This window comes from Streptomyces sp. NPDC043746 (genome assembly GCF_056436485.1).
Genome location: NZ_JBWKCM010000007.1, coordinates 16,197 through 41,731 on the forward strand (window position 1 = coordinate 16,197; position 25,535 = coordinate 41,731).

The 25,535-nt window shown below is 72.8% G+C and carries 24 protein-coding genes; 17 read left to right on the plus strand and 7 right to left on the minus strand.

Annotation, left to right across the window (positions count from 1 at the left end; all coding sequences use genetic code 11):
• Positions 1-70 precede the first annotated feature (70 nt).
• Positions 71-1,060, plus strand: a complete 990-nt coding sequence (locus AC0682_RS10005; RefSeq protein ID WP_254812691.1) for a helix-turn-helix transcriptional regulator — start codon at positions 71-73, stop codon at positions 1,058-1,060.
• Between the two features lie 62 nt (positions 1,061-1,122).
• The gene (locus tag AC0682_RS10010; protein ID WP_478532318.1) at positions 1,123-1,644 is read left to right on the plus strand and encodes a DUF4240 domain-containing protein; all 522 of its coding nucleotides are present in this window, start codon (positions 1,123-1,125) and stop codon (positions 1,642-1,644) included.
• 131 nt (positions 1,645-1,775) lie between these two features.
• Here AC0682_RS10010 and AC0682_RS10015 read toward each other — a convergent pair whose 3' ends face one another.
• The gene (locus AC0682_RS10015) at positions 1,776-2,312 is read right to left on the minus strand and encodes an N-acetyltransferase family protein (RefSeq protein ID WP_478532079.1); all 537 of its coding nucleotides are present in this window, start codon (positions 2,310-2,312) and stop codon (positions 1,776-1,778) included.
• Between the two features lie 96 nt (positions 2,313-2,408).
• Between AC0682_RS10015 and AC0682_RS10020 the strand changes: the two genes are divergently transcribed.
• Together AC0682_RS10020 and AC0682_RS10025 are read left to right on the plus strand one after the other, a co-directional pair.
• Positions 2,409-3,308, plus strand: a complete 900-nt coding sequence (locus tag AC0682_RS10020; protein ID WP_478532080.1) for a TIGR01777 family oxidoreductase — start codon at positions 2,409-2,411, stop codon at positions 3,306-3,308.
• A 250-nt stretch (positions 3,309-3,558) separates the two neighbouring features.
• On the plus strand, positions 3,559-4,995 hold the full coding sequence (locus AC0682_RS10025; protein ID WP_478532081.1) for an FAD-dependent oxidoreductase: 1,437 nt from the start codon (positions 3,559-3,561) through the stop codon (positions 4,993-4,995).
• A gap of 99 nt (positions 4,996-5,094) precedes the next feature.
• On the opposite strand, the gene AC0682_RS10030 is transcribed toward AC0682_RS10025, so the two are convergent.
• A complete protein-coding gene (locus tag AC0682_RS10030; RefSeq protein WP_478532082.1) occupies positions 5,095-6,888 on the minus strand; it encodes a regulator in 1,794 nt (597 codons plus the stop codon).
• A 344-nt stretch (positions 6,889-7,232) separates the two neighbouring features.
• On the opposite strand from AC0682_RS10030, the gene lipB reads away from it, so the two are divergent.
• The 4 genes from lipB to AC0682_RS10050 all read left to right on the plus strand — a co-directional run bounded on the left by lipB (position 7,233) and on the right by AC0682_RS10050 (position 10,436).
• On the plus strand, positions 7,233-8,048 hold the full coding sequence (gene lipB, locus AC0682_RS10035; protein WP_254812690.1) for a lipoyl(octanoyl) transferase LipB: 816 nt from the start codon (positions 7,233-7,235) through the stop codon (positions 8,046-8,048).
• A 182-nt stretch (positions 8,049-8,230) separates the two neighbouring features.
• Positions 8,231-9,208 (plus strand): lipoyl synthase, encoded by a 978-nt coding sequence (gene lipA / locus AC0682_RS10040; RefSeq protein ID WP_254812689.1) that lies wholly within the window; start codon positions 8,231-8,233, stop codon positions 9,206-9,208.
• Between the two features lie 289 nt (positions 9,209-9,497).
• Entirely contained in the window at positions 9,498-9,698 is a 201-nt protein-coding gene (locus AC0682_RS10045) for an SCO2195 family GlnR-regulated protein (protein ID WP_254812688.1), read from the plus strand.
• A gap of 30 nt (positions 9,699-9,728) precedes the next feature.
• Positions 9,729-10,436 (plus strand): DUF4191 domain-containing protein, encoded by a 708-nt coding sequence (locus AC0682_RS10050; RefSeq protein WP_254812687.1) that lies wholly within the window; start codon positions 9,729-9,731, stop codon positions 10,434-10,436.
• Between the two features lie 158 nt (positions 10,437-10,594).
• Here the strand turns inward: AC0682_RS10050 and AC0682_RS10055 are convergent, their stop codons facing one another.
• Positions 10,595-11,002, minus strand: coding sequence for an RDD family protein (locus AC0682_RS10055; RefSeq protein WP_254813280.1), 408 nt, complete (start codon positions 11,000-11,002; stop codon positions 10,595-10,597).
• A 294-nt stretch (positions 11,003-11,296) separates the two neighbouring features.
• On the opposite strand from AC0682_RS10055, the gene glnA reads away from it, so the two are divergent.
• Positions 11,297-12,706: a type I glutamate--ammonia ligase gene (gene glnA, locus AC0682_RS10060; protein ID WP_028415537.1), complete on the plus strand. Its 1,410-nt coding sequence runs from the start codon at positions 11,297-11,299 to the stop codon at positions 12,704-12,706.
• Positions 12,707-13,062: 356 nt separating this feature from the next.
• On the opposite strand, the gene AC0682_RS10065 is transcribed toward glnA, so the two are convergent.
• The 3 genes from AC0682_RS10065 to AC0682_RS10075 all read right to left on the minus strand — a co-directional run bounded on the left by AC0682_RS10065 (position 13,063) and on the right by AC0682_RS10075 (position 14,646).
• Positions 13,063-13,629, minus strand: coding sequence for a GNAT family N-acetyltransferase (locus AC0682_RS10065; protein ID WP_478532083.1), 567 nt, complete (start codon positions 13,627-13,629; stop codon positions 13,063-13,065).
• A 10-nt stretch (positions 13,630-13,639) separates the two neighbouring features.
• The gene (gene cpt, locus AC0682_RS10070) at positions 13,640-14,200 is read right to left on the minus strand and encodes a chloramphenicol phosphotransferase CPT (protein ID WP_478532085.1); all 561 of its coding nucleotides are present in this window, start codon (positions 14,198-14,200) and stop codon (positions 13,640-13,642) included.
• Between the two features lie 140 nt (positions 14,201-14,340).
• Entirely contained in the window at positions 14,341-14,646 is a 306-nt protein-coding gene (locus AC0682_RS10075) for a hypothetical protein (protein WP_478532087.1), read from the minus strand.
• A 119-nt stretch (positions 14,647-14,765) separates the two neighbouring features.
• Between AC0682_RS10075 and AC0682_RS10080 the strand changes: the two genes are divergently transcribed.
• Positions 14,766-15,143 carry an ArsC/Spx/MgsR family protein gene (locus AC0682_RS10080; protein ID WP_478532089.1) on the plus strand — a complete coding sequence of 126 codons (378 nt, stop codon included), beginning with the start codon at positions 14,766-14,768 and terminating at the stop codon, positions 15,141-15,143.
• An 83-nt stretch (positions 15,144-15,226) separates the two neighbouring features.
• Here the strand turns inward: AC0682_RS10080 and AC0682_RS10085 are convergent, their stop codons facing one another.
• Positions 15,227-16,156 carry a Gfo/Idh/MocA family protein gene (locus tag AC0682_RS10085; protein WP_478532091.1) on the minus strand — a complete coding sequence of 310 codons (930 nt, stop codon included), beginning with the start codon at positions 16,154-16,156 and terminating at the stop codon, positions 15,227-15,229.
• A 388-nt stretch (positions 16,157-16,544) separates the two neighbouring features.
• Between AC0682_RS10085 and AC0682_RS10090 the strand changes: the two genes are divergently transcribed.
• The 7 genes from AC0682_RS10090 (at position 16,545) to AC0682_RS10120 (ending at position 25,320) form a co-directional block, all read left to right on the plus strand.
• Positions 16,545-18,095 (plus strand): hypothetical protein, encoded by a 1,551-nt coding sequence (locus tag AC0682_RS10090; RefSeq protein WP_478532092.1) that lies wholly within the window; start codon positions 16,545-16,547, stop codon positions 18,093-18,095.
• Complete coding sequence (locus tag AC0682_RS10095; protein WP_478532093.1) at positions 18,092-19,237, plus strand: ARPP-2 domain-containing protein; 1,146 nt, start codon at positions 18,092-18,094, stop codon at positions 19,235-19,237. Before AC0682_RS10090 ends, AC0682_RS10095 begins: the two co-directional genes overlap by 4 nt.
• 164 nt (positions 19,238-19,401) lie before the next feature.
• Positions 19,402-20,436: a glutamine synthetase gene (gene glnII, locus AC0682_RS10100; RefSeq protein ID WP_478532095.1), complete on the plus strand. Its 1,035-nt coding sequence runs from the start codon at positions 19,402-19,404 to the stop codon at positions 20,434-20,436.
• A gap of 402 nt (positions 20,437-20,838) precedes the next feature.
• Positions 20,839-21,495, plus strand: coding sequence for a winged helix-turn-helix domain-containing protein (locus AC0682_RS10105; protein ID WP_478532097.1), 657 nt, complete (start codon positions 20,839-20,841; stop codon positions 21,493-21,495).
• 245 nt (positions 21,496-21,740) lie between these two features.
• Positions 21,741-23,021 (plus strand): sensor histidine kinase, encoded by a 1,281-nt coding sequence (locus AC0682_RS10110; RefSeq protein WP_478532099.1) that lies wholly within the window; start codon positions 21,741-21,743, stop codon positions 23,019-23,021.
• Positions 23,006-23,653, plus strand: coding sequence for a LuxR C-terminal-related transcriptional regulator (locus AC0682_RS10115; protein ID WP_478532101.1), 648 nt, complete (start codon positions 23,006-23,008; stop codon positions 23,651-23,653). The genes AC0682_RS10110 and AC0682_RS10115 overlap by 16 nt, the downstream gene beginning before the upstream one ends.
• Before the next feature lie 173 nt (positions 23,654-23,826).
• Positions 23,827-25,320 carry a DUF1996 domain-containing protein gene (locus tag AC0682_RS10120; RefSeq protein ID WP_478532103.1) on the plus strand — a complete coding sequence of 498 codons (1,494 nt, stop codon included), beginning with the start codon at positions 23,827-23,829 and terminating at the stop codon, positions 25,318-25,320.
• The last annotated feature ends 215 nt before the right edge of the window (positions 25,321-25,535 follow it).

Consider the following 25,535-nt stretch of genomic DNA (forward strand, 5'->3'; position numbering starts at 1 on the left):
CGACCCGCATGGGCGGTCTGCGCCTTCGGCGTGGGCGGTCAGGGCGTTTCGGCGGCGCCACAATGGGGCCATGCGTGCTGCCCGGCTGATCAAGATGGTCCTCCTTCTTCAGTCCCGTCCCGCCATGACCGCCGCTGAACTGGCGGCGGAGCTGGAGGTGTCGGAGCGTACGGTCACCCGGGACGCGCAGGCGCTCTCCGAGGCGGGCGTCCCGGTCTACGCCGAGCGCGGCCGGGCGGGCGGCTACCGGCTCGTCGGCGGCTACCGCACCCGGCTGACCGGCCTGGCCCGCGACGAGGCGGAGGCGCTGTTCCTCTCCGGGCTGCCCTCGGCCCTGCGCGAGATGGGCCTGGAGGACGCGGCGTCGGCCGCCCGGCTCAAGGTGTCGGCCGCCCTGCTGCCCTCCCTCCGTGACGCCTCCTCCTCCGCCGCCCGCCGCTTCCACCTGGACGCGCCCTCCTGGTACCACGAGCCGGAGACGCCCGAGCTGCTGCCCGCGATCGCCGACGCCGTCTGGGACGACCGCCTGGTCCGGGCCCGCTACCGCAGAGGCGGGGGCGTCGACGGCGGCCGTGACCGTAGGGAAGTGGCGCGGGAACTGGCTCCGTACGGGCTCGTCCTCAAGGCAGGGGTCTGGTACCTCTGCGCCAGGGCGGACGACGACTTCCGGGTCTACCGGATCGACCGGTTCACCTCCGTGGAGCCTGCCGACGAGCGCTTCGAGCGGGACGAGGCCTTCGACCTGCCCGCGTTCTGGGAGGAGCGGGCCGCCGACTTCGCCCGGTCCCTCCTCCGTACCGAGGTGACCGTACGGGTGTCCGAGAGCGGGGCGCGGCAGCTCGCGTACGCCGGGGATCGGGCGGCGGCCGCGGAGGCTCTCGCGCAGGCCCCTCCGCCCGGTCCGGACGGGTGGCGCACGGTCGTTCTCCCCGTGGAATCGCTGGACGTGGCATACAGCCAGCTCCTTTCGCTGGGTCCCGAGTTGGAGGTCGTGGCCCCCGAGTCGTTGCGGAGCCGGTTCGCGGCGGCGGCCGAACGCCTGCGCGAGCTGTATCGCTGAAAGGCTTCTTTTCGCCGTCTGGGCGTGCGAGGGGTCCCGGCAGGCTGGATGCTGGACCCGTGATGGACGAGACGGAGTTCTGGGAGATCATCGACAGCAGCCGCGAGGGAGCCGAGGGCGACCCCGAGGAGCAGGCCGACCTGCTCGTGGAGCGGCTGGTGCAGCTCGACCCCGAGTCCGTGCTGGACTTCGCCAGGCACTTCGAGGCCCGCTACAACCGCGCCTACCGCTGGGATCTGTGGGGCGCGGCAGCCGTGCTGCTGGGCGGGGCGAGCGACGACGCCTTCGACTACTTCCGATGCTGGCTGATCGGCCAGGGCCGGGAGGTCTTCGAGGGCGCGCTGCACGACCCGGACGCTCTGGCGGAGCTGCTGGACGACTTCGACGAGGAGGTCGACGGGGACGGGGAGGAGCTGGGCTACGCGGCCGACGAGGCCTACGAGCAGCTCACGGGCGTGGTCGCGCCCGACCTGGGTCTGCCGCCGCAGGCCACCGAGCCGCTGGGCTCCCCGGTCGACTTCGAGGACGACGAGGCGCTGGCCGCCCGCTACCCCGAACTCTGGGACCGCTTCGCGCCCCGCTGAGCCGGGCTCCGCTGATCCAGGCCCCGCTGATCCAGGCCCTGCTGAGGGCGCCTCGCTGAACAGGGCCGCGCGGGCCCGGGGCGCTCGGGGCACTCCGTGGCAGGGGCCCGGGGCGGCGGAGCCCCGTCCTGTCAGTGCGTGAGCGACCGGCCCATCAGGATGTCGTCGACATAGCGGCCCTGCAGGAAGAACTCCCCGCTCAGCACGCCTTCCACGGCGAACCCCTCGGAAGCGTAGAGCGCCCGGGCGGGGGCGTTGTGCCCGAGCACCCGCAGCGTGATCCGGTTGGCGCCCTGTCGCCGCGCCTCGGCGCACGCGGCCCGCAGCAGGGTCCGCCCGACCCCGGAGCCGCGGGCCCAGGCGGCCACGGCGAGGCCCTGTATCTGGCGCACGTGGGCGTTGCAGGCGAGCGGCGTGGGCGGCACCAGGCGTATGTACCCGGCGATGCACGTCCCGCCGGGCCCCGTGGCGGAGGACGTCGCCATCTCGGCCACCAGGAAGTCCTCGGGCCGGTGGCGCTCGTCGAAGAACGGGTCGTACGGCGGGCGGGGTCGCGGCACCACCGCGTGCAGGGTGGACCAGGTGGAGCGGTCCAGCTCGCCGAGGGCTTCCTCGTCGGCGGACCGGGCGGATCGGACGGAGACGGAGTGGAGGGCAGGTGCGGACATGACGTCACTGTCCCACGCCTGCATCCCCCCGCTCCATGGAGTTCTCCCCCGGAAGAGCTGCCGTGTTTCCCCCAGTCCTTGGGGCAGGATGGCACCATGCCGACCTCCCGTATCGCCGTCACTGGTTCCTCCGGACTCATCGGAGCGGCGCTCCTGCGCTCGCTGCGCGCCGACGGGCACGAGGTGATCCGCCTGGTGCGCCGGCCGGCCAGGTCCGGGGACGAGGTGGCGTGGGACCCGAAGCGGGGTCACGTGGACGTGGCCGGGCTGGTGGGCTGCGACGCGGTCGTGCACCTGGCCGGGGCCGGGGTCGGTGACCGGCGCTGGACCGACGCCTACAAGCGGGAGATCCGCGACAGCCGGGTGCTGGGCACCGCCGCGGTCGCGGAGGCCGTCGCCTCGCTCGACACCCCGCCGAAGGTGCTGCTCTCCGGCTCGGCCATCGGCTTCTACGGCGATACGGGCGACCGCCCGGTGGACGAGAGCGCCCCGCCCGGGGACGGCTTCCTGCCCTCCGTCTGCGAGGAGTGGGAGGCCGCGACGGCCGCCGCCGAGGAGCGGGGCATCCGCACGGTGCACGCCCGCACCGGACTGGTGGTGGCCCGCGAGGGCGGGGCGTGGGGGCGGCTGTTCCCGCTGTTCAAGGCCGGGCTGGGCGGGCGGATGGGCGACGGGCGGCAGTACTGGAGCTTCATCGCGCTGCACGACCACGTCGCGGCCCTGCGCCACATCCTGGACACCGAGTCGCTGACCGGCCCGGTGAACCTGACCGGGCCCGACCCCGCCACCAACGCCGAGGTGACCGCCGCGATGGGCCGGGTGCTGCACCGCCCGACGCTGTTCACCGCCCCCGCGCCCGCCCTGCGGATCGTGCTCGGGGAGTTCGCCGGCGATGTGCTGGGCAGTCAGCGGGTGATCCCGGGGAAACTGCTGGACTCCGGCTTCTCGTTCGCGTTCCCGGGCATCGACGCGGCGATCCGCGCCGCCCTGCGCTGAGCCGACGCCGCCCTGGGGCCGACCGCGCGGCCCCGCGCCGAGCCGCAGCCGCAGCCGCGCCCGCGTCCGCCACAGCGTTTCCGCGGGCGCACCGGCGACCGGCTGTGCGACCGCGTGCCCCGGTGCTCCCGGCCACGCGCGTCTGACCCACTATCAGCCATCCTCCTAACCTCGATGCGAACTCCGGCATTCCGGGGTCCTGTTGGGGGCAATAGCCCCCCACCAGTCGCACCGACTCGGGGAGGGGCTTGTGCGCAGCACGGCACACCACGCGGACGTGATCATCATCGGGGCCGGGATCGCCGGCCTCTCAGCGGCCCATCTGCTGACCGGCGCCGGAGTCGGCGTCAGTGTCCTGGAGGCTGCCCCCACCCCGGGCGGCCGACTGGCCACCGACGAGGTGGACGGCTTCCGGCTCGACCGGCTCGGCCCCCTGCTCTGCACCGCCTGGCCGGAGCTGACCTCCACGCCCGGGCTCGGCACCCCGGAACTGCGGGAGTTCGCCCCCGGGGTGCTGGTGCACAGCGAGGGCCGCCGCCACCGCACCGCCGACATACGGAGCGCGAGGGGCGCACTCAGGGCTGTACGCACCCGGTCGAGCGCCCCCCACGATCCGCCGGGCAGGTACGGGAGCCAGCCGCGGGCCGCGTCACGGGGCGGGCTCGGCGCCCCGAGCACAGTGCTCCCGAGCGCCGGACTGCGGGGCTCGGGGCTCCGTGCCCCCGGCCTGCGGAACAGCCGTACGGTCTCCGACGCGATCGACCGGGCCCGGCTCGGCGCGGCGCTCTCCCGGCTGGCCGCCACCCCGACGGCCCGGCTGCTGGCCCGCCCCGAGCGGACGGCGCTCGCCGCGCTGACCGCGGGCCAGATGCCCGCCCGCACGGTGGACGGCGTCCTGCGTCCGCTGCTGACCGCGCTGCTCGGTGACCCGGGTCTCACCACATCGAGCCGGTGCGCGGATCTGGCGCTGCGCGACTATGCGCGGGGCGGACTGTGTGTACCGGCGGGCGGTTCGGGAACGCTGCCCGATCTGCTGGCCGCGGCGCTGCCTCCCGGAACGGTCCGGACCGGGGTGCATGTGACGGCCGCCGACATCACCACCGTACGGACCAAGGAACACGGTGAGCTGGGGTGCCGTTCCCTGCTGCTGGCCACCGGCGCGGGAGCGGCGGCCGAGCTGCTGCCGGGGTTGCGAGTGCCCGCTTTCCGCCCGGTGACGGTCCTTCACCACACCGCGCCCGTACCGCCGCCGACCGGCCGGTCACTGGTGCTCGACGGTGACCGGTCGGGTCCCGTGGCGTACACGGCGGTGATGAGCGAGGTCGACCCCTCACGCGCACCGGAGGGCCGGGCGCTGATCACCTCGACGGTGCTCGGGACAGCGCCGCCGGAGCTGGACCGTTCCGTACGGGCCCATCTGGCGCGGCTGTACGGGACGCCGACGGACGGCTGGGAGCTGCTGGCCGCCCACCACGACCCGGAGGCGGTCCCCGCGATGGAGGCCCCGCACGACCCTCGCCGGCCGGTGCGGGTGCTGGCCGGGCTGTACGTGTGCGGCGACCACCGCGACACGAGCACGGTCCAGGGGGCGCTGCACTCGGGGCGCCGGGCGGCCGAGGCGATCCTCACCGACCTGGGCGTGCGCCCGGCGCACGCGGGGGGTACGGGGCTGCGGGAGGCGGCGTAGGAGCGTGGGGGGCGCAGGGGGGCGTGGACGTACGGCGTACGGGCCCCGTCTCCGCTCGCCGGGCGCACCACATCGCAGGCCCCCGGTCGCCCCGGCCCGTCAGCCCAGGGCCGCCACCCGGTCGCGGTAGCCGCGTACAGCCGCCGCGTCCCGGTACGGTTCCAGGCTGCGCTCGAAGGCGCGTACGTACTCGGTGGCCCGGACCGACCGCATCTCGGCGGCCTGCTGGGCCGCCTCCGCCCCCAGCTGGCAGGCCTGCTCCAACTCACCGAGCCCCAGCCGGGCGGAGGCGAGCACCACCCGGCAGAGCAGTCGGCTGCGGGCGTACGCCGGAGCGCGCAGCTGGAGCGAGCGCTCGGCGTGCTGGGCGGCGGCCCGGTACTGCTGGAGGTCGCGGTGGCAGTGGCCCAGCTCGTGGGCGAGCTGGGCCTCGTCGAAGAGGCGGGCCCACGGCGGCGCCTCGTCCCCGGGCCGGGCCGTCTCCAGGGCGCGCTCGGCCCGGGTCAGGGCGGCGGTACAGGCCCGCGCCTCACCGAGGATCCCGTGGCCGCGCGCCTCCACCGAGTGCAGCAGGGCCTGGACGAGGGGCGGGGCGGCGGAGCCGATGCCCTGCTGGGCGACGCGGGCGAGCTGGACCGCCTCCCTGCCGTGGCCGAGGTGGACGGCCTGACGGCTCATGGTGATCAGGACGTACGCCCCGTACCCCCGGTCCCCGGCGGCCTGGGCGAGCCTCAGGGCCTGGACGAAGTACCGCTGGGCCAGACCGTGGGCGGCGATGTCGAACGAGGTCCAGCCGGCCAGCCGGGTCAGGTCCGCGACCGCGGCGAAGAGGCGGCGCCCGGTGACCTCGCCGTAGCTCCCGCGGAGCATCGGCTCGGCCTCGTGCTCCAGATACCGCACGAGGGCCTGGCGGGCGTGGCCGCCGCCGTAGGCGTGGTCAAGTGTGCGGAACAGCTCACCGACCGAGCGCAGGGCGGAGACGTCACCGGTGCCGACCCGGAGGCCGGGCCCGCGCTCGGTCTGCCGTTGGCGCGGGACCACGGGCAGCGCCTCCGCGCCGGAGGAAGCCCCGGAGCCGGGCTGACCGCCGCCGGGCAGTCCGCCGAGGAGCCCGCCCGCGGACAGCCCTCCGGTCGGACCGCCCTGGAGGGCCCCCGCCCCGGATCGGCCGCCCGCTCCGGACGGGTCGGCCGTGGCGGAGCGGCCACCGGCCGACACGGGGTGGCCGACCGTCTGGCCCGGGTGGCCGGCGGACGTGGCGGGCCGGCCACCGGGGCGTACGGGCCCGCCGGGCCTGGGCGCGCCGCGCAGCTCGGTGCGCGACCCCCCGTCCGTACGGCCGGGCGCGTCCGGACGGCCGGGTGACGACGGGCCGCCGGCGCCCCCCGCCCCCGCTCCCGGCCTGCGATGCGGGGAAGGCGGCCGGTCCGGCCCGCCGTCGCGGGCCACCCATTCGTCGGCGCAGCCGATCAGCCAGTCGCGGCTGGGGACGACGAGCCCGGCCGGGGTGAAGGCGATCTTGCGCAGCTCCGTGTGTGAACCGGAGTCCTTGCGCCAGAGGCCGCTGACGATGTCGACGGCCTCGCTGGGCGTGGCGGCGAACTCCAGGCCCGCGTAGACGGGCGCGCAGGCGTCGAGGCCGAGGTCCTGGGCGGAGAGCCGGCGCCCGAGACGCCGGGTGAAGACCTCGGCGATCAGGGCGGGGGTGGTGCCGCGCGGCTGCTGTCCCCGCAGCCAGCGGGTGACCGAGGTCTTGTCGTACCGCAGGTCCAGTCCGTGTTCGAGGCCGAGCTGATCGACCCGGCGGGCGAGGCCCGCGTGGGAGAACCCGGCTTCCGCGATGAGTGAGGCGAGGCGGCGGTTGGGTGTGCGCTGCGGGGGTCGTTCCGACATCAGCTGTACGGTCTCCTGCCTTCGGGGGCCGGGACAGCCCCTGGGGAACGGCGCGAATTTAGCGTCCGCCGGGGCGGTCGGTGACACCCTTTGCTCCACGTTCATCCGATCGTGTGAGGATTGCGAACCGAGCTGACGGCGGCGCCCGGATGGTGATCCTCGACCGATCCGCCACCGCCCCCCGCCGATCCGCGGCCCCCCTCCCCGCCGGTCCGCCCTCGCCCTGCCGGTGGGCCGACCGGGTGACGGTCGTACAGTGGTTGCGGGCGCGACCAGTGCAGGGTGCCGTCATCCCGGGGACACCCCTCCGGGCACGCGGCGTCCGACGTAGGGAGGCATCTGTCGTGAGCGAGCTGCGGTTCGTCCGTCTGGGCTTCGGTCCGGAGGCGGTCGAGTACCAGGAGGCATGGCAGAAGCAGCGTGAGGTGCACGCGGCCCGGTTCGAGGACCTGGTGCCGGACACCTGCCTGCTCCTGGAGCACCCGCCGGTCTACACGGCGGGGCGCCGCACGGCCGACAGCGAACGTCCGCTGGACGGCACTCCGGTCATCGACGTGGACCGGGGCGGGAAGATCACCTGGCACGGCCCGGGGCAGCTCGTCGGCTACCCGATCCAGAAGCTGCCGCGCCCGGTCGACGTCGTCGCGCACGTCCGCCGCCTGGAGGAGGCGCTGATCCGTACCGCCGCCGACTTCGGGGTGGAGACCTCGCGGGTGGAGGGCCGCAGCGGTGTCTGGGTGCTGGGCGACCCGGTCGAGCAGCGCCAGGCGCTCGGCGGGCTCTCGCTGGACTTCGACCCGCGACTCCAGGACGAGGAGTTCGACCCGCGGCTGAACGGCCCGGAGTACGCCCCGTCCAACGCGGGCCAGCGCCGCGAGGACCGCAAGCTGGCGGCGATCGGGATCCGGGTGGCCAAGGGCGTGACGATGCACGGCTTCGCCCTCAACGTGAACCCGGACAACACCTGGTTCGACCGGATCGTGCCGTGCGGCATCCGGGACGCGGGGGTCACCTCGCTCTCGAACGAGCTGGGCCGGGAGATCACCATCGAGGAGGTGCTGCCGGTCGCCGAGAAGCACCTGCGGGACATCCTGGAGAACGCGGAGCCTGCACCCCGCGTGATCGAGCGGGCGGCCGAGCAGGCCCCCGCGCCCGCGTAGCCCCCGCCGGGATCCCCGTGGTGGCTACCGGCAGGTCTACCCGCCAGTAGGCCGGCCGGGGGAATAGGCCCCGTCGGCCGCAGGTTGGGCAGACGTAAGGCCGTTTGATTTACGGGCGTACCCTGGTGTTCGCCGAAGAATCCAATGCGAGTCCAATGCAGCGAAAGCAAAGGGGAGCCGGAGTGTCCGCTGTCGCACCCGACGGGCGCAAGATGCTGCGCTTGGAGGTCCGGAACAGCCAGACCCCCATCGAGCGCAAGCCCGAGTGGATCAAAACGCGGGCGAAGATGGGCCCCGAGTACAAGCAGCTGCAGAATCTCGTGAAGGGCGAGGGGCTGCACACGGTCTGCCAGGAGGCGGGCTGCCCCAACATCTTCGAGTGCTGGGAGGACCGCGAGGCCACGTTCCTCATCGGTGGCGACCAGTGCACCCGGCGCTGTGACTTCTGCCAGATCGACACGGGCAAGCCGCAGGCGCTGGACCGTGACGAGCCCCGCCGGGTCGGGGAGTCCGTCGTCACGATGGACCTGAACTACGCCACCATCACCGGCGTCGCCCGCGACGACCTGGAGGACGGCGGCGCCTGGCTGTACGCGGAGACCGTGCGCCAGATCCACACGCTGACCGCGGAGCGGGAGGCGGGTGCGACCAAGGTCGAGCTGCTGATCCCCGACTTCAACGCGGAGCCCGAGCAGCTGGCGGAGGTCTTCTCCTCGCGCCCCGAGGTGCTCGCGCACAACGTGGAGACGGTGCCGCGGATCTTCAAGCGCATCCGCCCCGGCTTCCGCTACGAACGGTCGCTGGAGGTCATCACGCGGGCCCGCCAGGCCGGGCTGGTGACCAAGTCGAACCTGATCCTCGGCATGGGCGAGACCCGCGAGGAGGTCAGCGAGGCGCTCCAGGACCTGTACGACGCGGGTTGCGAGCTCATCACGATCACGCAGTACCTGCGGCCCACCGTGCGCCACCACCCGGTCGAGCGCTGGGTGAAGCCGACGGAGTTCGTCGAGCTGAAGGACGAGGCCGACGCGATCGGGTACTCCGGCGTGATGTCGGGGCCGCTGGTGCGCTCCTCGTACCGCGCGGGCCGGCTCTTCCAGCAGGCGATGGCGGCCCGCGGCGCGGCCGCCGCAGGCGTGCCGACGACCCAGGCTGTGTGAGTCCGCTCACCCGTCCCACCGGGCGGTGACCGCACGATCGAAGCGGCCCGTACGCTCCCCGCAGGTGGGGGACGCGTATGGGCCGCTTCGGCGTGCGGGGCGCCGGAATGAAGGGTTCATTGGTGTTTGACCGACCGGTCACGCGCTGGTAACACCGAGCAGTGACCCTAGGTACATGTACGGCGGCAGCTCCCGACGGCCGCCGCCACGGTCCCCGTACCGAGGTCCCCGTACTCAGTCCGCGCCGCCCGTGCCGCGGGTGGCGCACCCGCTCCGAGGGGGAGACACCATGCCGGCCGCACCGGTCCGCGCCCACGCCCTTCCGTCCGTCACCACCGCCCTGCGGGCCGTCGAGTCGCTGCTGCTGAGCGGCGGCCAGCGCACCGCCCGCCGCAACGCCTGGACGGCCGTCCTGGAAGACCGCCGCCGGGCCAAGGACCGGGTGGAGGCCGAGTACGTCCTGGACGCGGTGGCCGACCGCCGTTCCTAGGTCGCTTCCTCGCCACGTAAACTTCGATACATGGCGAGGAAGGCAAAAACTGAAGGCGCGGACAGCGCCGAGAACGCGGGGCGGCTCAAGCAGATCGCCCTGACCTACAAGATGACCAGGCGGACCGACAGCAAGATCGGTCTTGTCATCGCGGGTGTCGGAATCGCCACCTTCGGTGTCCTCCTCGGTATCGGCTTCGTGATCGGGCACCCGATCTACCTGGGCATCCTGGGCTTCGTCCTGGCCGTCCTCGCGATGGCGATCGTCTTCGGGCGACGGGCCGAGCGGGCGGCCTTCGGCCAGATGGAGGGCCAGCCCGGCGCGGCGGCCGCCGTCCTGGACCGGATCGGCCGCGGCTGGACCACGACCCCCGCGGTGGCGATGAACCGCAGCCAGGACGTCGTGCACCGGTCGGTCGGCAAGGCAGGCATCGTCCTGGTCGCCGAGGGCAACCCGAACCGGGTGAAGGGCCTGCTGGCGGCCGAGAAGAAGAAGATGGCCCGCATCGTGGTGGACGTCCCGGTCCACGACATCATCGTCGGCAACGGCGAGGGCCAGGTGCCGCTGAAGAAGGTCCGCACCAAGATGCTGAAGCTCCCCCGTGTCCTGACCGGCCCGCAGGTGACCACCACCAACGACCGGCTGCGCGCGATGGGCGACCTGATGAGCAACATGCCGCTGCCGAAGGGCCCGATGCCCAAGGGCATGCGGATGCCGCGCGGTGGAAAGATGCGCTGACACCGGACGTACGCACCGGAAACGCAGCGGCCCCGGACCGAGGACGGTCCGGGGCCGCGCTGCGTTCCGCGCCTGCCGTGCGGGCCGCATCCGCCTGCCGTGAGGACTGCGTCCGTACTTCCACGGCAGGGGTGCGGCTTGTACCCGTACGGGCAGAGCTACATGCGTACCTGTACGGCGCGGCCGAGCCGGTCGTGCAGTCCGCGCCCGTCGCGGTCCCAGACGAGGGCCGGGATGACGAGCAGGAGCAGCACGGTCCGTACGATCACACGGCCGAAGCCGAGACGGCCGCCGTCCTCGGCGACCACGCGCAGCCCCAGGAGGCGCTTGCCGGGGGTGCAGCCGATGGTGCCGACGGTGAGGGCGCTCATCAGGAGGAAGACGCCGAGCGCCCAGTTCCCCGCCGCCTGCTGGTCACCGCGAGCGAGCAGCCCGTATGCGATCACCATGCAGAGCGACCAGTCGATGAAGATCGCCCCGAAACGACGGCCGAGCGGCGCGATGGCCCCCGGCCCCTCCTCGGGCAGCCCGAGCCGCTTGCCGCGGTAGCCGAAGTCGACGCCCATCTCTTCGGCGGCCGCGCGGGGCCCCGAGAGCCACGATCCGATTGCTTGCCTGTTGTCCACCCGACCACGGTACTGCGCCCCCGTGCACTCCCGGCCGGGCGGGGCGGCGAAAGAACCGTGCGGGGGTACCGCCGAGATGCCGGTCACCCCTGGCCCGGTTAACTTGAGCGAAACAAATGGGTCATGCTTGAGAAACCACGTCTGCCTATGGTCGGGTCCAGCGTGTGCCACCCGCACTGGCCGCTCAACGAGCTACAACCCCGTCCCTCCCGGGCCGGGAGTAGGAGGAGTTGGATGTTCCGGAACGCCGACGAAGTGCAGAAGTACGTAGCGGACAACGACGTCAAGTTCATCGATGTCCGGTTCTGCGACCTGCCCGGGGTGATGCAGCACTTCACGATCCCGGCGGCGACGTTCGACCCGGCCGAGGAGCTGGCCTTCGACGGTTCGTCGATCCGCGGTTTCCAGGCCATCCACGAGTCGGACATGGCGCTGCGCGCGGACCTGTCGACGGCTCGGGTGGACCCGTTCCGCCGCGACAAGACGATCAACATCAACTTCTTCATCCACGACCCGATCACGGGCGAGCAGTACAGCCGTGACCCGCGCAACATCGCCAAGAAGGCCGAGGCGTACCTGGCCTCGACCGGCATCGCGGACACCGCGTACTTCGGCCCGGAGGCCGAGTTCTACGTCTTCGACAACGTCCGCTTCCAGACGTCGGCGAACGAGAGCTTCTACCACATCGACTCCGAGGCCGGCGCCTGGAACACCGGTGCGGTCGAGAACAACCGGGGTTACAAGGTCCGCTACAAGGGCGGCTACTTCCCGGCCCCACCGGTGGACCACTTCGCCGACCTGCGCGCCGAGATCTCCCTGGAGCTGGACAAGAACGGCCTCCAGGTCGAGCGCCAGCACCACGAGGTCGGCACCGCCGGCCAGGCCGAGATCAACTACAAGTTCAACACGCTGCTCGCCGCGGCCGACGACCTGATGCTCTTCAAGTACATCGTGAAGAACGTCGCCTGGCGCAACGGCAAGACCGCGACCTTCATGCCGAAGCCGATCTTCGGTGACAACGGCTCGGGCATGCACGTCCACCAGTCGCTGTGGCAGGGCGGCTCGCCGCTCTTCTACGACGAGCAGGGCTACGCCGGTCTCTCGGACACCGCGCGCTACTACATCGGCGGCATCCTGAAGCACGCCCCGTCGCTGCTGGCCTTCACCAACCCGACGGTGAACTCGTACCACCGCCTGGTCCCCGGCTTCGAGGCCCCGGTCAACCTCGTGTACTCGCAGCGGAACCGTTCCGCCGCGATGCGCATCCCGATCACCGGCTCGAACCCGAAGGCCAAGCGCGTCGAGTTCCGCGCCCCGGACCCGTCCTCCAACCCGTACCTCGCGTTCTCCGCGCTGCTGATGGCGGGCCTGGACGGCGTGAAGAACAAGATCGAGCCGGCCGAGCCGATCGACAAGGACCTCTACGAGCTGGCTCCCGAGGAGCACGCCAACGTCCAGCAGGTCCCGACCTCCCTCCCGGCCGTGCTCGAGGCCCTGGAGGCCGACAACGAGTACCTCCAGGCGGGCGGCGTCTTCACGTCGGACCTGATCGAGACGTGGATCGACTACAAGCGCACGAACGAGATCGCCCCGATCCAGCTGCGCCCGCACCCGCACGAGTTCGAGCTGTACTTCGACCTCTGAGCCGCGGCTGAACCACGGCGTCGAACGCTGAGGGCCGCCACCTCCTCCCGGAGGTGGCGGCCCTCAGCCGCGTCGAACGCCCGCGTGCGGCTACCGCTTCTTGGTCCTCCTCCTCTGCGGAGGTGTCCAATCGCCCCGATGCAGCTGGCACCGGGAGTAGCCGATCATGGCCGGGTTCCGGCACGGCCTGCCGGTCTTCGTCTTCAGTGATCCGCACGTGACTTGCTTGCCCACGGGGCCTCCCGAGCCGTCGGTCGGTGCACTGAGAGCATCCTCGGGGGTGGATATGCCCGGTGTCCGCCGATCCGTGCACCGCGGCTGGTTCAGGGCCTTCGGCGACCGGAACCGACTCGGTGTCACCGCAGCGAAGGCCGCGCCCGCCCCGCCCAGTACTCGTCCGCCGTGATGCCCAGCAGGACCACGTCGTGGTAGGCGCCCGCGAAGAACTCGTGCTGGCGCAGGCGGCCTTCCTCCACGAAGCCGAGGGAGCGGTAGAGGGCCAGGGAGGCGTCGTTGAAGGCGTAGACCTCCACCTCGCACTTGTGGCTGCGCTGTTCGGCGAACATGTAGGTGAGGACCAGTCCGGTGGCCTCGGACGCGTAGCCCTGGCGGCGGTGTTCGCGGGTGACCTCGACGCCCGTACGGAAGCGGCCGGCGCGGGCGTCCGTCTCGCCGACCGACACCGCGCCGACGAAGGCGTGCTCGAAGCGGGTCTCGATGACCAGTCGGTACGCGGACGGGTCCGGGGGGCGGCAGGCGCGCTCGGCGGTCCAGGCGCGGAAGCTCTCGTCCGAGCGCGGGGGTTCGACCACGTCGGCGTTGCGGGCGTCGACGGTGTGCAGGGCCAGGGTCCGGAAGCCCTCCCAGTCGTCGGGTTCGATGCCGCGCAGGCGTACTCTCTCACCGGTCCACAGGTCGGTCATCCCGCTCCCGTCAGGCGTACAAGGGCGGCTCGGCCGGCCCGGCCGCGCGGGCCGCGATCGTCCTCGCGCAGGCCAGAGACTCCGTATGTGTCGTGTCCACCTCCAAGTCGTACGACACCCCCCGGTGCACCTTCTCCGCCTGTGCCGCGGCCATGCCCCTCGGGCGGTCCCCCCGGGCGATCTCGCGGGCCCCGGCCACCTCGCTCTCGCACCGGACGCCCACCCACAGCACGTCCAGGCCCGCCAGCGCCTTCCGCCATGGTTCCTGGGAGGCGGCGCCGCCGAGGAACACGTCGTCGACGATGACCCGCGCTCCCGCCCGGACCATCGCGGCGACGCCCTCGCGCCAGGCATCCTCCAGTCTCCGGAACTCCTCGCCGATGACCACGTCGCCGTCCCCCGCGAACGCGATGCCCGCGTCCGTCGTGCGCAGGGACGCGGGCAGGGAGTCGACGAAGGTGTCGATCGCGGCGACGAGCCACGGGGTCGGCAACTCCGCCTGGAGGCAGCGGACGATGCCGGACTTGCCGGAGCTGGACCCACCGTTCAGCACGATCACTTGAGTTGTCACCCGGACACGGTAGAGGCAACCCGTGCGGTGTTCGAGCCCTTTTCGGACCGGCGTGCGCCGCGTAGGGGGCGGGCAGGGCTGTGCCCGGAGGAACGGCCTCCGGTCCGCCGGGCACAGGACGTCAGCGAGTGGTGGTCGGGTCAGCGGCCGTAGCGGATCAGGGCGCGGACCATGCGGCAGGTGGTGTCGGACGGCGGGTGCATGCCCAGACGCTCGGCGGTGGTCCGTATCTTGTGGTTGCCCGCGCTGGTCGGCTGGTAGATCCCGCTGTCGAGCAGGGCGATCGCCAGACGCATGGCCTTCAGGCGGCGGTTGTGCGAGACGTACCACTCACGGGGGCGGCCCGCGGGCAGGCGCTTCTTCACCGGCGGGGTGGGCAGGGGCGGGTGGAAGGGCATCGGGAGCTGTCGGTCGAGCGGCTCGGTGGTGGCTGCGGCAACGGCCATCGGCATCCTCCTGGCGGGGTGGTGGAACCCTCACGAACTCCCTCCATTTTACTGCCCCCCACTGACAATCACCCCTGGCCAGAGGCGTTTTCGGGGCTCCCTCGCGTACCCTTGGCCCCATGGAGATCTGGATCAATCCGGCGTGTTCCAAGTGCCGCGGCGCACTCACCGTGCTCGACGCCGAGGGGGCCGACTACACCGTCCGGCGCTACCTGGAGGACGTGCCCTCGGCCGAGGAGATCCGGGCCGTCCTGGACCGGCTCGGCCTGGAGCCGTGGGACATCACCCGGACGCAGGAGGCCGTGGCCAAGGAGCTGGGGCTCAAGGAGTGGGCGCGGGACTCCGGTTCGCGGGAGCGGTGGATCGCCGCCCTGTCCGAGCACCCCACGTTGATCCAGCGGCCCATCATCACCGCCGACGACGGCAGCGCCCTGGTGGCGCGGAGCGAGGAAGCCGTACGGGACGCGCTGGGGCGTCGGCCGGCAGGTAGGGGGTAGGCCGGACGCGGCAGCGGAGTCGTGTGTTCTGGACGTGCCGCGCCCCGGGCCCCGGGGCGGCCTTTGCCATCAGGCCCCCGCCATCACCCCGCCTGCCTCTCCGCCTCCGCCAGCAGCTCCGTCAGCCGGAGGCCGAAGCGGGCGTCGCAGGCGTGCGGCACCCCCGTTCGTACCGCTTCCGCCAGCGCGTCCACCGCGCCCCGGAACGCCGTCCGCGCACCGTCCCACCCCGGGATCTCGGCCGTCCCGTGCTCGCCCCGCAGTTCGATGCCCATGCCCGCCGCGGCCGGCGGGGCGCTCAGGCCCAGGGTCACCGTGCTGGAGGCGCCGGAGCCGTGTCGCAGGATCAGGTGGGTGGTGTCGGCCGGGCCCCGCGCGGCCGTCAGCTCCGTGACCTCTCCGAGCACCGGGATCAGCACCGACAGCGCGTGCGGGCCGACATCCCACAGGCCTCCCTTCTCCCGCCGCCACGGCGACTCGGCGTACTCGCCGGCCGAGCCCGCCGCGTAGAGCGAGCCCAGCCACTGCGCGCGGGCGGTGAACCAGCCTCCCACCGCCGTCTGTTCCGTGATCCACGCCACGGTCTCGGGCGCGAAGCGGAGCGTGCAGAAGACCACCGAGGCCACCTCCGCCTGCGCCACCGCCTCCGCGACCGCCCGCGCCCCCTCCACCGTCGTGGCGACCGGCTTGTCCATCAGGACGTGGCACCCCGCCTCCGCCGCCCGGACCGCGAGCGGAGCCTGTACGTCCGGCGGCAGCGCGAAGGCCACCGCGTCGCTCACCTCCAGCAGCGCGTCGATCCCCGCCTCCCCCGTGTACGCCCGGGTCCCGTGCACGGTGGCGAGAGCCTTGGCCGCCTCGGCCCTGCGGCCCCACACACCGGTCAGTACGGCGTCGGGGTGGGCCGCGAGGGCGGGGGCGTGGGTGTTGCGCGCCCAGGGGCCCGCGCCGAGGAGGCCGATCCGGAGGGGGGTTGTCGCGGGGGTGGCGGAGGCGGCGGCGGAGGTCGTCATGGAGTCAGTCTGCCCGGCGCCCGGACGCGGGGAGCAGGGGGCGGGGTGGTGAGCTCGGGCGGGCCCGGGTGCGTGGTGCGGGGGGAACCTGCGTGCCGGATGCCGGCGTGCGCGGGGCGGGACGGTGAGCCCGCGTGCCGGAACGCGCGGGGCGGGGCCCCGGGTGGTGCCGGAGTGCGCGGGGCCGGGCAGTGAGCCCGGTGCCGGATACCGGAGCACTCGGGCACCGACCGGAATGCGGTGGCCACAGCGTGCCCCGGCCCGTTAGATTTCCCGGGCCGGCCGCGGGACTTCGGCTGCGACTTCCGGGACGTGCCTCTGAAGCGATGATTTCGTTGTTCGCGCCTCCATTCCCCGGCCGGCAGCTGCGTTCACCGGGGAGAAGACCATGCACACGTCCGAGAGCCTCGCCGACCTCGTCGCCGCCGAGGACGTCCTGCTCTTCCTGAACGCCGCGGTCACCGCCACCGGACAGCGCGAGTTCCGCCCGGGCGGCCCGGACGCCGTGGACCAGCGACTCCCGCTGGATTTCCTGCACACCTACGTACGGGTCAACTACCGTCGTGTCTACGCCGCTTCCCTCGCCCTCGACATCAACGACCACAACGCCGCCCGCATCGTCCTCGGGCTGCTGAAGAGCGCGGCCGAGGCGAGCGCCGAGGAGCGAGGCGTCGAGGGGCGGCTGATCGCCGCCCGGCTGGCGGTGCTGCCGCCTCAGCGCGTCTACCGCCTCTTCGGTGCCGTACGCCGGGCCGGCGTCAACAACCGGCGCACCCGGGCGATCATGCGGGACTGGCTGGAGGCCCGGCCGGATCTGGGGCACGACGCGGTGAAGTACCGCAGGGGCGTGAAGACGGCCGCCCGTCATGTTCATCTGCGCTGCCCGCGGGGTGCCGAGCCGCTCTCCGAGGTCGGGGCGTTCCTGTTCCGGCCGGGGAAGCTGCCGCGGTACGCGCACCCGTTGCTGGACGCCTGGCGGCGCGCGCACTACGAGCAGGGGGCCGTGGCCGAGCTGCCGTTCAGCGTCGCGGAGGGGTTCGCGGCGCGGCACGGGATGAAGCGTGCCGCCTTCCTGGAGCGGGCGGCGCCCCGGATGACCCGGCTGGAGCGGCTGCGCACCCGGGAGCAGCGGGTGGGGGGCGACCGGGAGCCGGACGTCGATCTGGCCGTGATGCCGCTGACCCGGCTCGCGCTGTACGTCCTCGCGCTCCCCTTCGAGCAGCGCGTCGCCCGGCGTGCCGAGCTAACCGGTGCCCTGCGCACGGCGGCCCGGCGGGCCGCCGACGGGCATGCCGGGAGCTGGGGGCGGGTGCACGCCGTGCTGGACGACAGCTTCTCGTCGTCCGGGTCGGGGCAGAAGCGGCGGCGGCCCCTCGCAGTGGCTTTGGCCTGCCACTATCTGCTGGAGGCTCTCGCGGCGCCGGGCGCGTACCGGGGGCTGTGGACCTCGGGCCGGGGCGACGCCCTGCTCGTACGCCCGTGGGGGCCGACCCCGCTCGGGATGCGCATCCTGGACGCGCTGGAGCCCGGGCCGGGTGGAGGGCCGGACGGGCCGGGTGAAGGGGGGCCGGACGTGCCGGTGGGCTCTGAGCCGGGCGGGCCCGGCCGTGCGGGCCCTGACCGACTGGTGATCGTCTCCGACGGATGGGACAACGCTCCGGCCGGGCTGGCGGGTGAGGTGCTGCGGGTGTGGCGGCAGCGGCTGGACCCGGGGCGGCGGACGGCCGTGGTGCACCTCAACCCCGTATACGACGCCGAGGGGTTCGACGTACGGCGGCTGGCGGCGGGGGTTCCGACGACCGGGGCCCGGGACGCGGAGGATCTGCCCGCGCTGGTGGAGATCGCCCGGTTCGCGGAGGGCCGGAGCGGGGCGGCGGAGCTGTACGCGTATCTGGACCGGCGGGTGGCGCAGTTCACCGGAGAGGGGACGGCGTCGTGAACCGGCTGGAGCTGACCGGTCTCACCACCCGGCCCTCGCAGGTCTGGGGCGGTGTCCGGCTCGTGCCGCTCGTACGTGAGGAGCCGGTCGCCGGGCTCCGGCTGCACCGGGAGGTGTACGAGCGGCTCGGGGCGGGGGCCGTCGAGCTCGGGCCCCGTACGCACGACGTCCCGTACATCCCCCACGGACTCGTCGCCGACTGGTCCGGCGACGGCGAGGGCGCCGACGTGCGGGACGGGGGCGGGCAGTCGGCCGCGTACGGCACCCACCTCGGCGGGCGGGAGGCGCCGCGCGCCGTCCGGCTGCCCCGGCTCGTCCACCACCGCATGCCCAGGCGGCGTCCCGGTGACCGGCTGCGTTTCCTGCCGTCGCACCTGGCCCTGGAGGGGTATCTGGCGCTGCACTTCGGCGGGCCGTCGACCGCGTGGGAGGAGTGGTCGCGCCAGGCCCTGCGCGACGGGCTCTCGCCGCGCGCGGAGGACGCGTACCTGGGGTGGTCGGTGCGCGGGCTCGGGGACGCGCTGCGGGTCTTCGAGATCCACCCCGGTCAGTCCGGGGTGATGGTGTACGTCGGTGACGTGCTCGCCGCCGCGTTCGTGGTGCCTCACCCGGAGGACTACCGGCTGCTGCACGCCTCGCTGGTGGAGGACCTGTACGGGGAGCTGGTGCACCAGTACGGGCTGTACGGGGCCCCGGTGGCGGAGTTCGGGGCGCGGATCACGGGCGAGGAGCACATCCGTACGCTCGCCGATCTCCGGGCGGCGGCGCGGGGGCAGGAGCGGGCGTGGGAGGAGGCGCACGACGGGCTGTTCGCGCGGGAGCTGCTGGACACCTCGTACGGGTTCGAACGGGCTTACCGGATGGGATCGTTCACCCTGTGGCGGTTCCTGCCGCCGTTCGTCCGGGACGGGAGCGGTCAGCACATCGGAGAGACGATCACCGACCACAAGGGGCAGGTCGCCTACCTCAAGACGTTCCGGCTCTCCGACGCCCAGGTCCGACGCGGTCACCTGCTGCACCGCCTGGCCGGCGCGGAGTGGGAGCTGTCCCGGGCCGCCGAGGCGCTCGGGACGAGCCGCGAGGAGCTGGTGCGGCGCATCCGGGCGGCCGGGTTCTCCCAGCTCCTCAAGGGCGACGCGTGAACAGGGGGTGAGGGCGGGGAGCACCGTGGGACGAGGCCCCGCGAGGTGCCGTTTCACCGGAGGAATCCTCGGTAACACGGGGTTCACACTTGGGCAACGGACGGGAAATCGCACCTTGCCAAGCTGCGCGGCATAGACCGCTGCACCCGCAAAGGATGGCGTCCGTGACGTTCAAGGCTGAGTACATCTGGATAGACGGCACCGAGCCGACCGCCAAGCTTCGTTCCAAGACGAAGATCATGGACGGCACGCCGTCGGGCGACGTGGCGGATCTGCCGATCTGGGGCTTCGACGGCTCCAGCACCAACCAGGCCGAGGGCCACGCCTCCGACCGGGTCCTGAAGCCCGTCTTCAGCTGTCCGGACCCCATCCGCGGCGGCGCGGACATCCTCGTGCTGTGCGAGGTCTTCAACATCGACATGACGCCGCACGAGTCCAACACGCGGGCGGCGCTGCGTCCGGTCGCCGAGCAGTTCGCGGGCCAGGCTCCGATCTTCGGCATCGAGCAGGAGTACACCTTCTTCGACGGCCACCGGCCGCTCGGCTTCCCCGAGGGCGGCTTCCCGGCCGCGCAGGGGGGCTACTACTGCGGCGTCGGCGCGGACGAGATCTTCGGCCGCGAGATCGTCGAGAAGCACCTCGACAACTGTCTGGCGGCGGGGCTCGGGATCTCCGGCATCAACGCCGAGGTCATGCCCGGCCAGTGGGAGTTCCAGGTGGGCCCGCTCTCCCCGCTGGACGTCTCCGACCAGCTGTGGGTGGCCCGTTGGCTGCTCTACCGCACCGCCGAGGCCTTCGGCGTCTCCGCGACGCTGGACCCGAAGCCGGTCAAGGGCGACTGGAACGGCGCGGGCGCGCACACCAACTTCTCCACCAAGGCGATGCGCGAGGGCTACGACGCGATCATCACCGCGTGCGAGTCGCTGGGCGAGGGCTCCAAGCCGATGGACCACGTGAAGAACTACGGCGCTGGCATCGACGACCGGCTCACCGGTCTGCACGAGACCGCCCCGTGGAACGAGTACAGCTACGGCGTCTCCGACCGCGGTGCGTCGGTCCGCATCCCCTGGCAGGTCGAGCAGGACCAGAAGGGCTACATCGAGGACCGCCGTCCCAACGCCAACGTCGACCCGTACGTCGTCACACGGCTGATCGTCGACACCTGCTGCACCGCTCTGGAGAAGGCCGACCAGGTCTGATCCCGACGCCACGCCTCCGCGAGGGCCCGCCGGTCCGGTGTACCGGTGGGCCCTCGCGTACGTCTTCGCGCCCGTTCGAGGCGTACGCGATCACCTGTGCCCGCGATGGAGCGCAGCGTGAGGAAGGTAACGCCGGGCGGCCGTATCGACGGGTGGGAGAAGTCCGATGCACCGCCGCGATGTCTGCTTCAATGGAGCCATGGCGAGCTTCCAGCACATCGCGTCGGGTCGCAGCGACCTCGAACCGTTCTGGCCGTCCCGTCAGCACCATGATTTCGACCGGGTGTGTTGCCGCGCATGGAACGCGCAGGCCCTCTGAAGCCGCTCACCCCGGCCTTCGGTCCGCGCGCACGACGCAAGTCCGTCCTCGACGACTCCTCGCGCGAAAGAAGCTGACCTTCCATGGCGAACACCCGTATGTCCTCCGCCGCCACCGCGGCTTCCCCGGCGCCCGCTGCGGCCCGTCCCTCCGCCCGCGCCCTCTCCCCCGACCGCCACCGCCTGCGCGCCGTCGACCGTGACGAGGCCGCTCGGCTCGCGGACGTGGCCGACTTCCTGCCGCCCGGCGCGACCTGGCTGCCCGCACCCCAGCACACCCTGCCCACCCTGCCCGGTCAGCCGCCGATGATCGGCTATCTGGTGCTCCTGCCGGCCGACCGGCAGTCGGCGTCCGCCGGTGCGGTCGCCGCCTCCCAGAATCGTCGGCAGATCGGCCGGCAGGAACCTGCGCCCTTCCCGCAGCAGATGGCGGACGAGCCGGTCGAGGGGGCGGGGGCGCCCGGTCCGGTCCGGATCGACGCGGCCCGGCGTACGGCCTCCGTCGACGGGGTCGCCCTCGATCTGACCTACCTGGAGTTCGAGCTGCTGGCCCATCTGGTGGCGCACCCGCACCGGGTGCACACCCGCGACCAGTTGGTGACGACGGTGTGGGGGTACGGGCACGTGGGCGACGGACGCACCGTCGACGTCCATGTGGCCCGGCTGCGCCGCAAGCTCGGGGCGGAGCACCGCCGTTCCATCCAGACGGTCCGCCGGGTGGGGTACAAGTACACGCCCTGACCGGCTCGTTGGCCCTCCGCGGCCCCGGTCCACGTCCTTCGCCGTGGACCGGGGCCGCTGCCGTGGTCGAGGTCCTGCCGGTCTCCGGCCACCGGCGGTGGTGAGGGGGTAGGCCCCGTACGGGGGTGGTGCTGGCTGCACCCCTGAGTGGGTGGTTCACCGGCTGCCGACGCCGGGCCGGTGGGACGAGACTTGATCGGGAGCGGGGCCGACCCGGGCCCTGTAGGGGAGAGGGTCCGATCGTCATGAGCGCACGCGCGAGTCAGGCCGTGGGACGACTGCGGCCGTCGATGGTGGCGGCGGGGCGGGGGCTCTTCCTCGCGGTGTACGGGCTGGCGGTCTCGATCACCCTGTTCGTGCTGGCGGTGGTGTCGATCGCCTTCATCATGCTGGGGATCGGCGTGTTCACCACTCCGGCGGTACTGGAGGCGGTGCGCCGCCATGCCAACCAGCGCCGGCTGTGGGCGGCCGACTGGTGCGGTGTGCGGATACCGGTCCCGTACCGCCCGTTCCCCGCGGGCCTGCGCGGGGGTGTGACCGGGCAGGTGGAGCGGACGACGCTGCTGTTGAAGGACCCGGCGACCTGGCGGGACCTCCAGTGGTTGCTGGTCGACATGACGGCCGGCGCCGTACCGGCCGTGGTGGCCGCGGGGCTGATGCTCTACCCGCTGGAGTCGGTCGTGCTGGCGGCGGGGCTGTGGCGGGTGTTCCAGGACGAGCCGTACTGGTACATGTTCGTGCCGGTGAGCAGCCAGCTCACGGCGCTGGCCGCCTTGGCGCTCGGCGTCGCACTCTTCCACTTCGGCATGCGGGCCACCGGGCCGGTGCTGCGGGCGCACTTCCTGCTGGCCCGCGCCCTGCTGGCGCCCACACCGGAGCAGACCCTGGCACGGCGGGTGGACCGGCTGACCGAGACGCGGCACGAGGCGGTGGACACGGCCGCCTCCGAGCTGCGGCGCATCGAGCGGGATCTGCACGACGGGGCGCAGGCGAGGCTGGTGGCGATGGGGATGAATCTGGGCGCGATCGAGGCGCTCGTCGAGAAGGACCCCGCGCAGGCGAAGAAGATGCTGGCCATGGCTCGGGAGTCGTCGGCGGAGGCGCTGACCGAGCTGCGCGACCTGGTCCGGGGCATCCACCCGCCGGTCCTGGCCGAGCGGGGCCTGGGCGACGCGGTCAAGGCGCTGGCGCTGCGGCTGCCGGTGGCGACGGAGGTGACGGTGGAGCTGGCGGGACGGGCGGAGGCACCGGTGGAGTCGGCGGCGTACTTCGCGGTGAGCGAGGTCCTCACCAACGCGGTGAAGCACTCCGGCTGCGACCGGATCTGGGTGGATCTGCACCACGGCGAGGACATGCTGCGGATATCCGTGACGGACAACGGCGGGGGCGGCGCCCGCGCCGGGGCGGGCTCCGGTCTGAGCGGAATCGAACGGCGGCTCGGTACATTCGACGGCGTCCTGGCCGTCAGCAGCCCCGCGGGCGGCCCCACCATGGTCACCATGGAGCTGCCTTGCGTGTTGTCCTAGCCGAAGACCTCTTCCTGCTGCGGGACGGGCTGGTGCGGCTGCTGGAGGCGTACGGGTTCGAGATCGCCGCCGCCGTGGAGACCGGGCCGGAGCTGGCCCGGGCACTGGCCGAGCTGGACCCGGACGTCGCGGTGGTCGACGTACGACTGCCGCCCTCCCACACGGACGAGGGGCTGCAGTGCGCGCTGGCGGCCCGGCGGGCGCGCCCGGTGCTGCCGGTGCTGGTGCTCTCCCAGCACGTGGAGCAGTTGTACGCGCGGGAGTTGCTGGCCGACGGCAACGGGGGGATCGGCTATCTGCTGAAGGACCGGGTGTTCGACGCCGACCAGTTCGTCGACGCCGTGCGGCGGGTGGCGGCGGGCGGCACGGTGATGGACCCGCAGGTCATCTCCCAGCTGCTCTCCCGCCGTTCGCGGGACGAGCCGATAGGCGGGCTCACCCCGCGCGAGCGGGAGGTGATGGAGCTGGTGGCCCAGGGCCGGTCCAACACGGCGATCGCCGCCCAGCTGGTGATCACGGAACGGGCGGTCGCCAAGCACACCTCGAACATCTTCGGAAAGCTCGGCCTGCCGCCTTCGGATGACGACAACCGCCGCGTCCTCGCCGTCCTCGCCTACCTGGACCGTGGTTGAACAGGAACCGGTTGGTGCCGGATTGACCTTCTTCGCGGGGCAGTTGGGTATTCGGGCCGCTTTCCCGCTGGAGCTTTCGACGAATGCTCCGGGGCTTCGAGCGGGGAGCTGAACGGGAGGCCGGGGCCGCGCGTATGGGACGTCACGCTTCTCCCTCGAAGCAGAGGAGTCCCATGCCACGCTCAACACGTACCCCCCGTACGTCCCGTAAGAAGCGCTCCAGCCGGGTCAACCGGGCCATAGCCGCCTCCGCCGCCCTGATCCTCGGCGGGGGAGGGCTGGTGGCGGTCAATGTCCACGCCTCCGCGGGGGAAGGGCGGCCGTCCGCCGCACCGCCCTCCCGGGCCCAGGACGTGGGCCGCCAGATGTCCACCATCGACTGTCCCGATGCCGGTAACGAACTGCGCGAGGTGCCCGAGCAGGCACGCGGCGAGGTGGACCGCGAGCTCGCGGCGATGGATACGCAGATCACCGATGCCTACCGGCAGTTCGCCGATCGGAAGGAGCGGATATCCCGGGATCCGGGGCTCGCGGAGAACGCCGTGCTCGGCCCGTTGCGGAGCAAGCGGACGGCGAGCCTCGACCGCATCGCCATCGCCATCGGTCGCGTCGGGCAGCGGCCGGCGGGGATCGAGAGCCTCGCCGGATGCAGCCTGCGCGCCGACGACAACGCCCCGGGGAACCCGGGCGGCACGGGCGGCTCCGGCGATACGGGGGGCGGAGGTGATGGCGGCAAGGGCAGCAACAGCGGCGGCCCGGGCGGTGGCAGCGGCCAGGCCGGGAACGGCCCCCAGGCGTCCGATTTTGTGGACATCCAGTCCGTCCAGCCCAACGTCGTCCGCCCCCGGCAGCGCCGCGGCGCCTCCCGGGGCACCTTCACCACCGACTGCGGCCGCAACGAGAACGGGAAGTTCAACCCGGACAACGTCATCGTCGCGCCCGGCGTGAGCAACGGCGCGCACCATATGCACGACTACATCGGCAACCAGGCCAACGACGCCTTCGCCACCGACGACGTCCTGGCGGGCGGCGCCACCACCTGCCGCAACCAGGGCGACCGATCGACCTACTACTGGCCCGTGCTGCGGCTGCAGAACGGGCAGGACGAGGCCGACGTGGACGCGGACGGGGGCGGGCGGGACCAGAACGTCGGTGAGATCCAGACGCCGTCCGAGGTGACGCTGAGGTTCGTCGGCTCCCCTGTCGGCAGGGTCACCGCGATGCCGCGCTTCCTGCGGATCATCACCGGGGACGCGAAGGCGTTCACCAACGGCGACGCCAACGCGAACGCCTCCTGGAGCTGCACCGGCTTCGAGGACCGCCAGCTCAAGGACAAGTACCCGATCTGCCCCGAGGGCAGTCAGGTGGTGCGGACCTTCGCGTTCCAGAGCTGCTGGGACGGGCGGAACACCGACAGCGCCAACCACCGCACCCATGTGGCGTTCGCACGGGCCGACGGGCGCTGTCCGAAGGGGTTCCGGGCGATTCCGCAGCTGGTCCAGCGGATCGTGTACGACGTGCCGCCGGGTCCCGGCTTCGCCGTCGACTCCTTCCCCGAGCAGCTGCACAAACCGGTCACCGACCACGGCGACTTCATCAACGTCTTCGACCAGCAGCTGATGAAGAAGATGGTGCGGTGCATCAACGACGGGCGCCGCTGCCGCTGATACACCTTCCGGCGCCGCCACCGCTGGTCCGGCACGGCCCCCACGCCTACGCCGCCGGTCCGGCACGGCCCCACGCGCCGCTGCCCGCCGATCCGGCAGGGCCCACGCGCCGACGCCGCGACTCCGGCGTCGGGGGGGGGGGGGGGGGGGGGGGGGGGGGGGGGGGGGGGGCAGCTGTAGGGGTAATGGGTGGTCGGGTGTTTGGCGGGGGGGGT

Excerpts from the sequence above, each read along its gene's own strand:
- AC0682_RS10005 (WP_254812691.1), top strand. The coding sequence starts at position 71 with ATGCGTGCTGCCCGGCTGATCAAGATGGTCCTCCTTCTTCAGTCCCGT.
- AC0682_RS10010 (WP_478532318.1), top strand. The coding sequence starts at position 1,123 with ATGGACGAGACGGAGTTCTGGGAGATCATCGACAGCAGCCGCGAGGGA.
- AC0682_RS10015 (WP_478532079.1), bottom strand. The coding sequence starts at position 2,312 with ATGTCCGCACCTGCCCTCCACTCCGTCTCCGTCCGATCCGCCCGGTCC.
- AC0682_RS10020 (WP_478532080.1), top strand. The coding sequence starts at position 2,409 with ATGCCGACCTCCCGTATCGCCGTCACTGGTTCCTCCGGACTCATCGGA.
- AC0682_RS10030 (WP_478532082.1), bottom strand. The coding sequence starts at position 6,888 with ATGTCGGAACGACCCCCGCAGCGCACACCCAACCGCCGCCTCGCCTCA.
- AC0682_RS10045 (WP_254812688.1), top strand. The coding sequence starts at position 9,498 with ATGCCGGCCGCACCGGTCCGCGCCCACGCCCTTCCGTCCGTCACCACC.
- AC0682_RS10050 (WP_254812687.1), top strand. The coding sequence starts at position 9,729 with ATGGCGAGGAAGGCAAAAACTGAAGGCGCGGACAGCGCCGAGAACGCG.
- AC0682_RS10055 (WP_254813280.1), bottom strand. The coding sequence starts at position 11,002 with ATGGGCGTCGACTTCGGCTACCGCGGCAAGCGGCTCGGGCTGCCCGAG.
- glnA (WP_028415537.1), top strand. The coding sequence starts at position 11,297 with ATGTTCCGGAACGCCGACGAAGTGCAGAAGTACGTAGCGGACAACGAC.
- AC0682_RS10065 (WP_478532083.1), bottom strand. The coding sequence starts at position 13,629 with ATGACCGACCTGTGGACCGGTGAGAGAGTACGCCTGCGCGGCATCGAA.
- AC0682_RS10075 (WP_478532087.1), bottom strand. The coding sequence starts at position 14,646 with ATGGCCGTTGCCGCAGCCACCACCGAGCCGCTCGACCGACAGCTCCCG.
- AC0682_RS10080 (WP_478532089.1), top strand. The coding sequence starts at position 14,766 with ATGGAGATCTGGATCAATCCGGCGTGTTCCAAGTGCCGCGGCGCACTC.
- AC0682_RS10085 (WP_478532091.1), bottom strand. The coding sequence starts at position 16,156 with ATGACGACCTCCGCCGCCGCCTCCGCCACCCCCGCGACAACCCCCCTC.
- AC0682_RS10090 (WP_478532092.1), top strand. The coding sequence starts at position 16,545 with ATGCACACGTCCGAGAGCCTCGCCGACCTCGTCGCCGCCGAGGACGTC.
- AC0682_RS10105 (WP_478532097.1), top strand. The coding sequence starts at position 20,839 with ATGGCGAACACCCGTATGTCCTCCGCCGCCACCGCGGCTTCCCCGGCG.
- AC0682_RS10110 (WP_478532099.1), top strand. The coding sequence starts at position 21,741 with ATGAGCGCACGCGCGAGTCAGGCCGTGGGACGACTGCGGCCGTCGATG.
- AC0682_RS10120 (WP_478532103.1), top strand. The coding sequence starts at position 23,827 with ATGCCACGCTCAACACGTACCCCCCGTACGTCCCGTAAGAAGCGCTCC.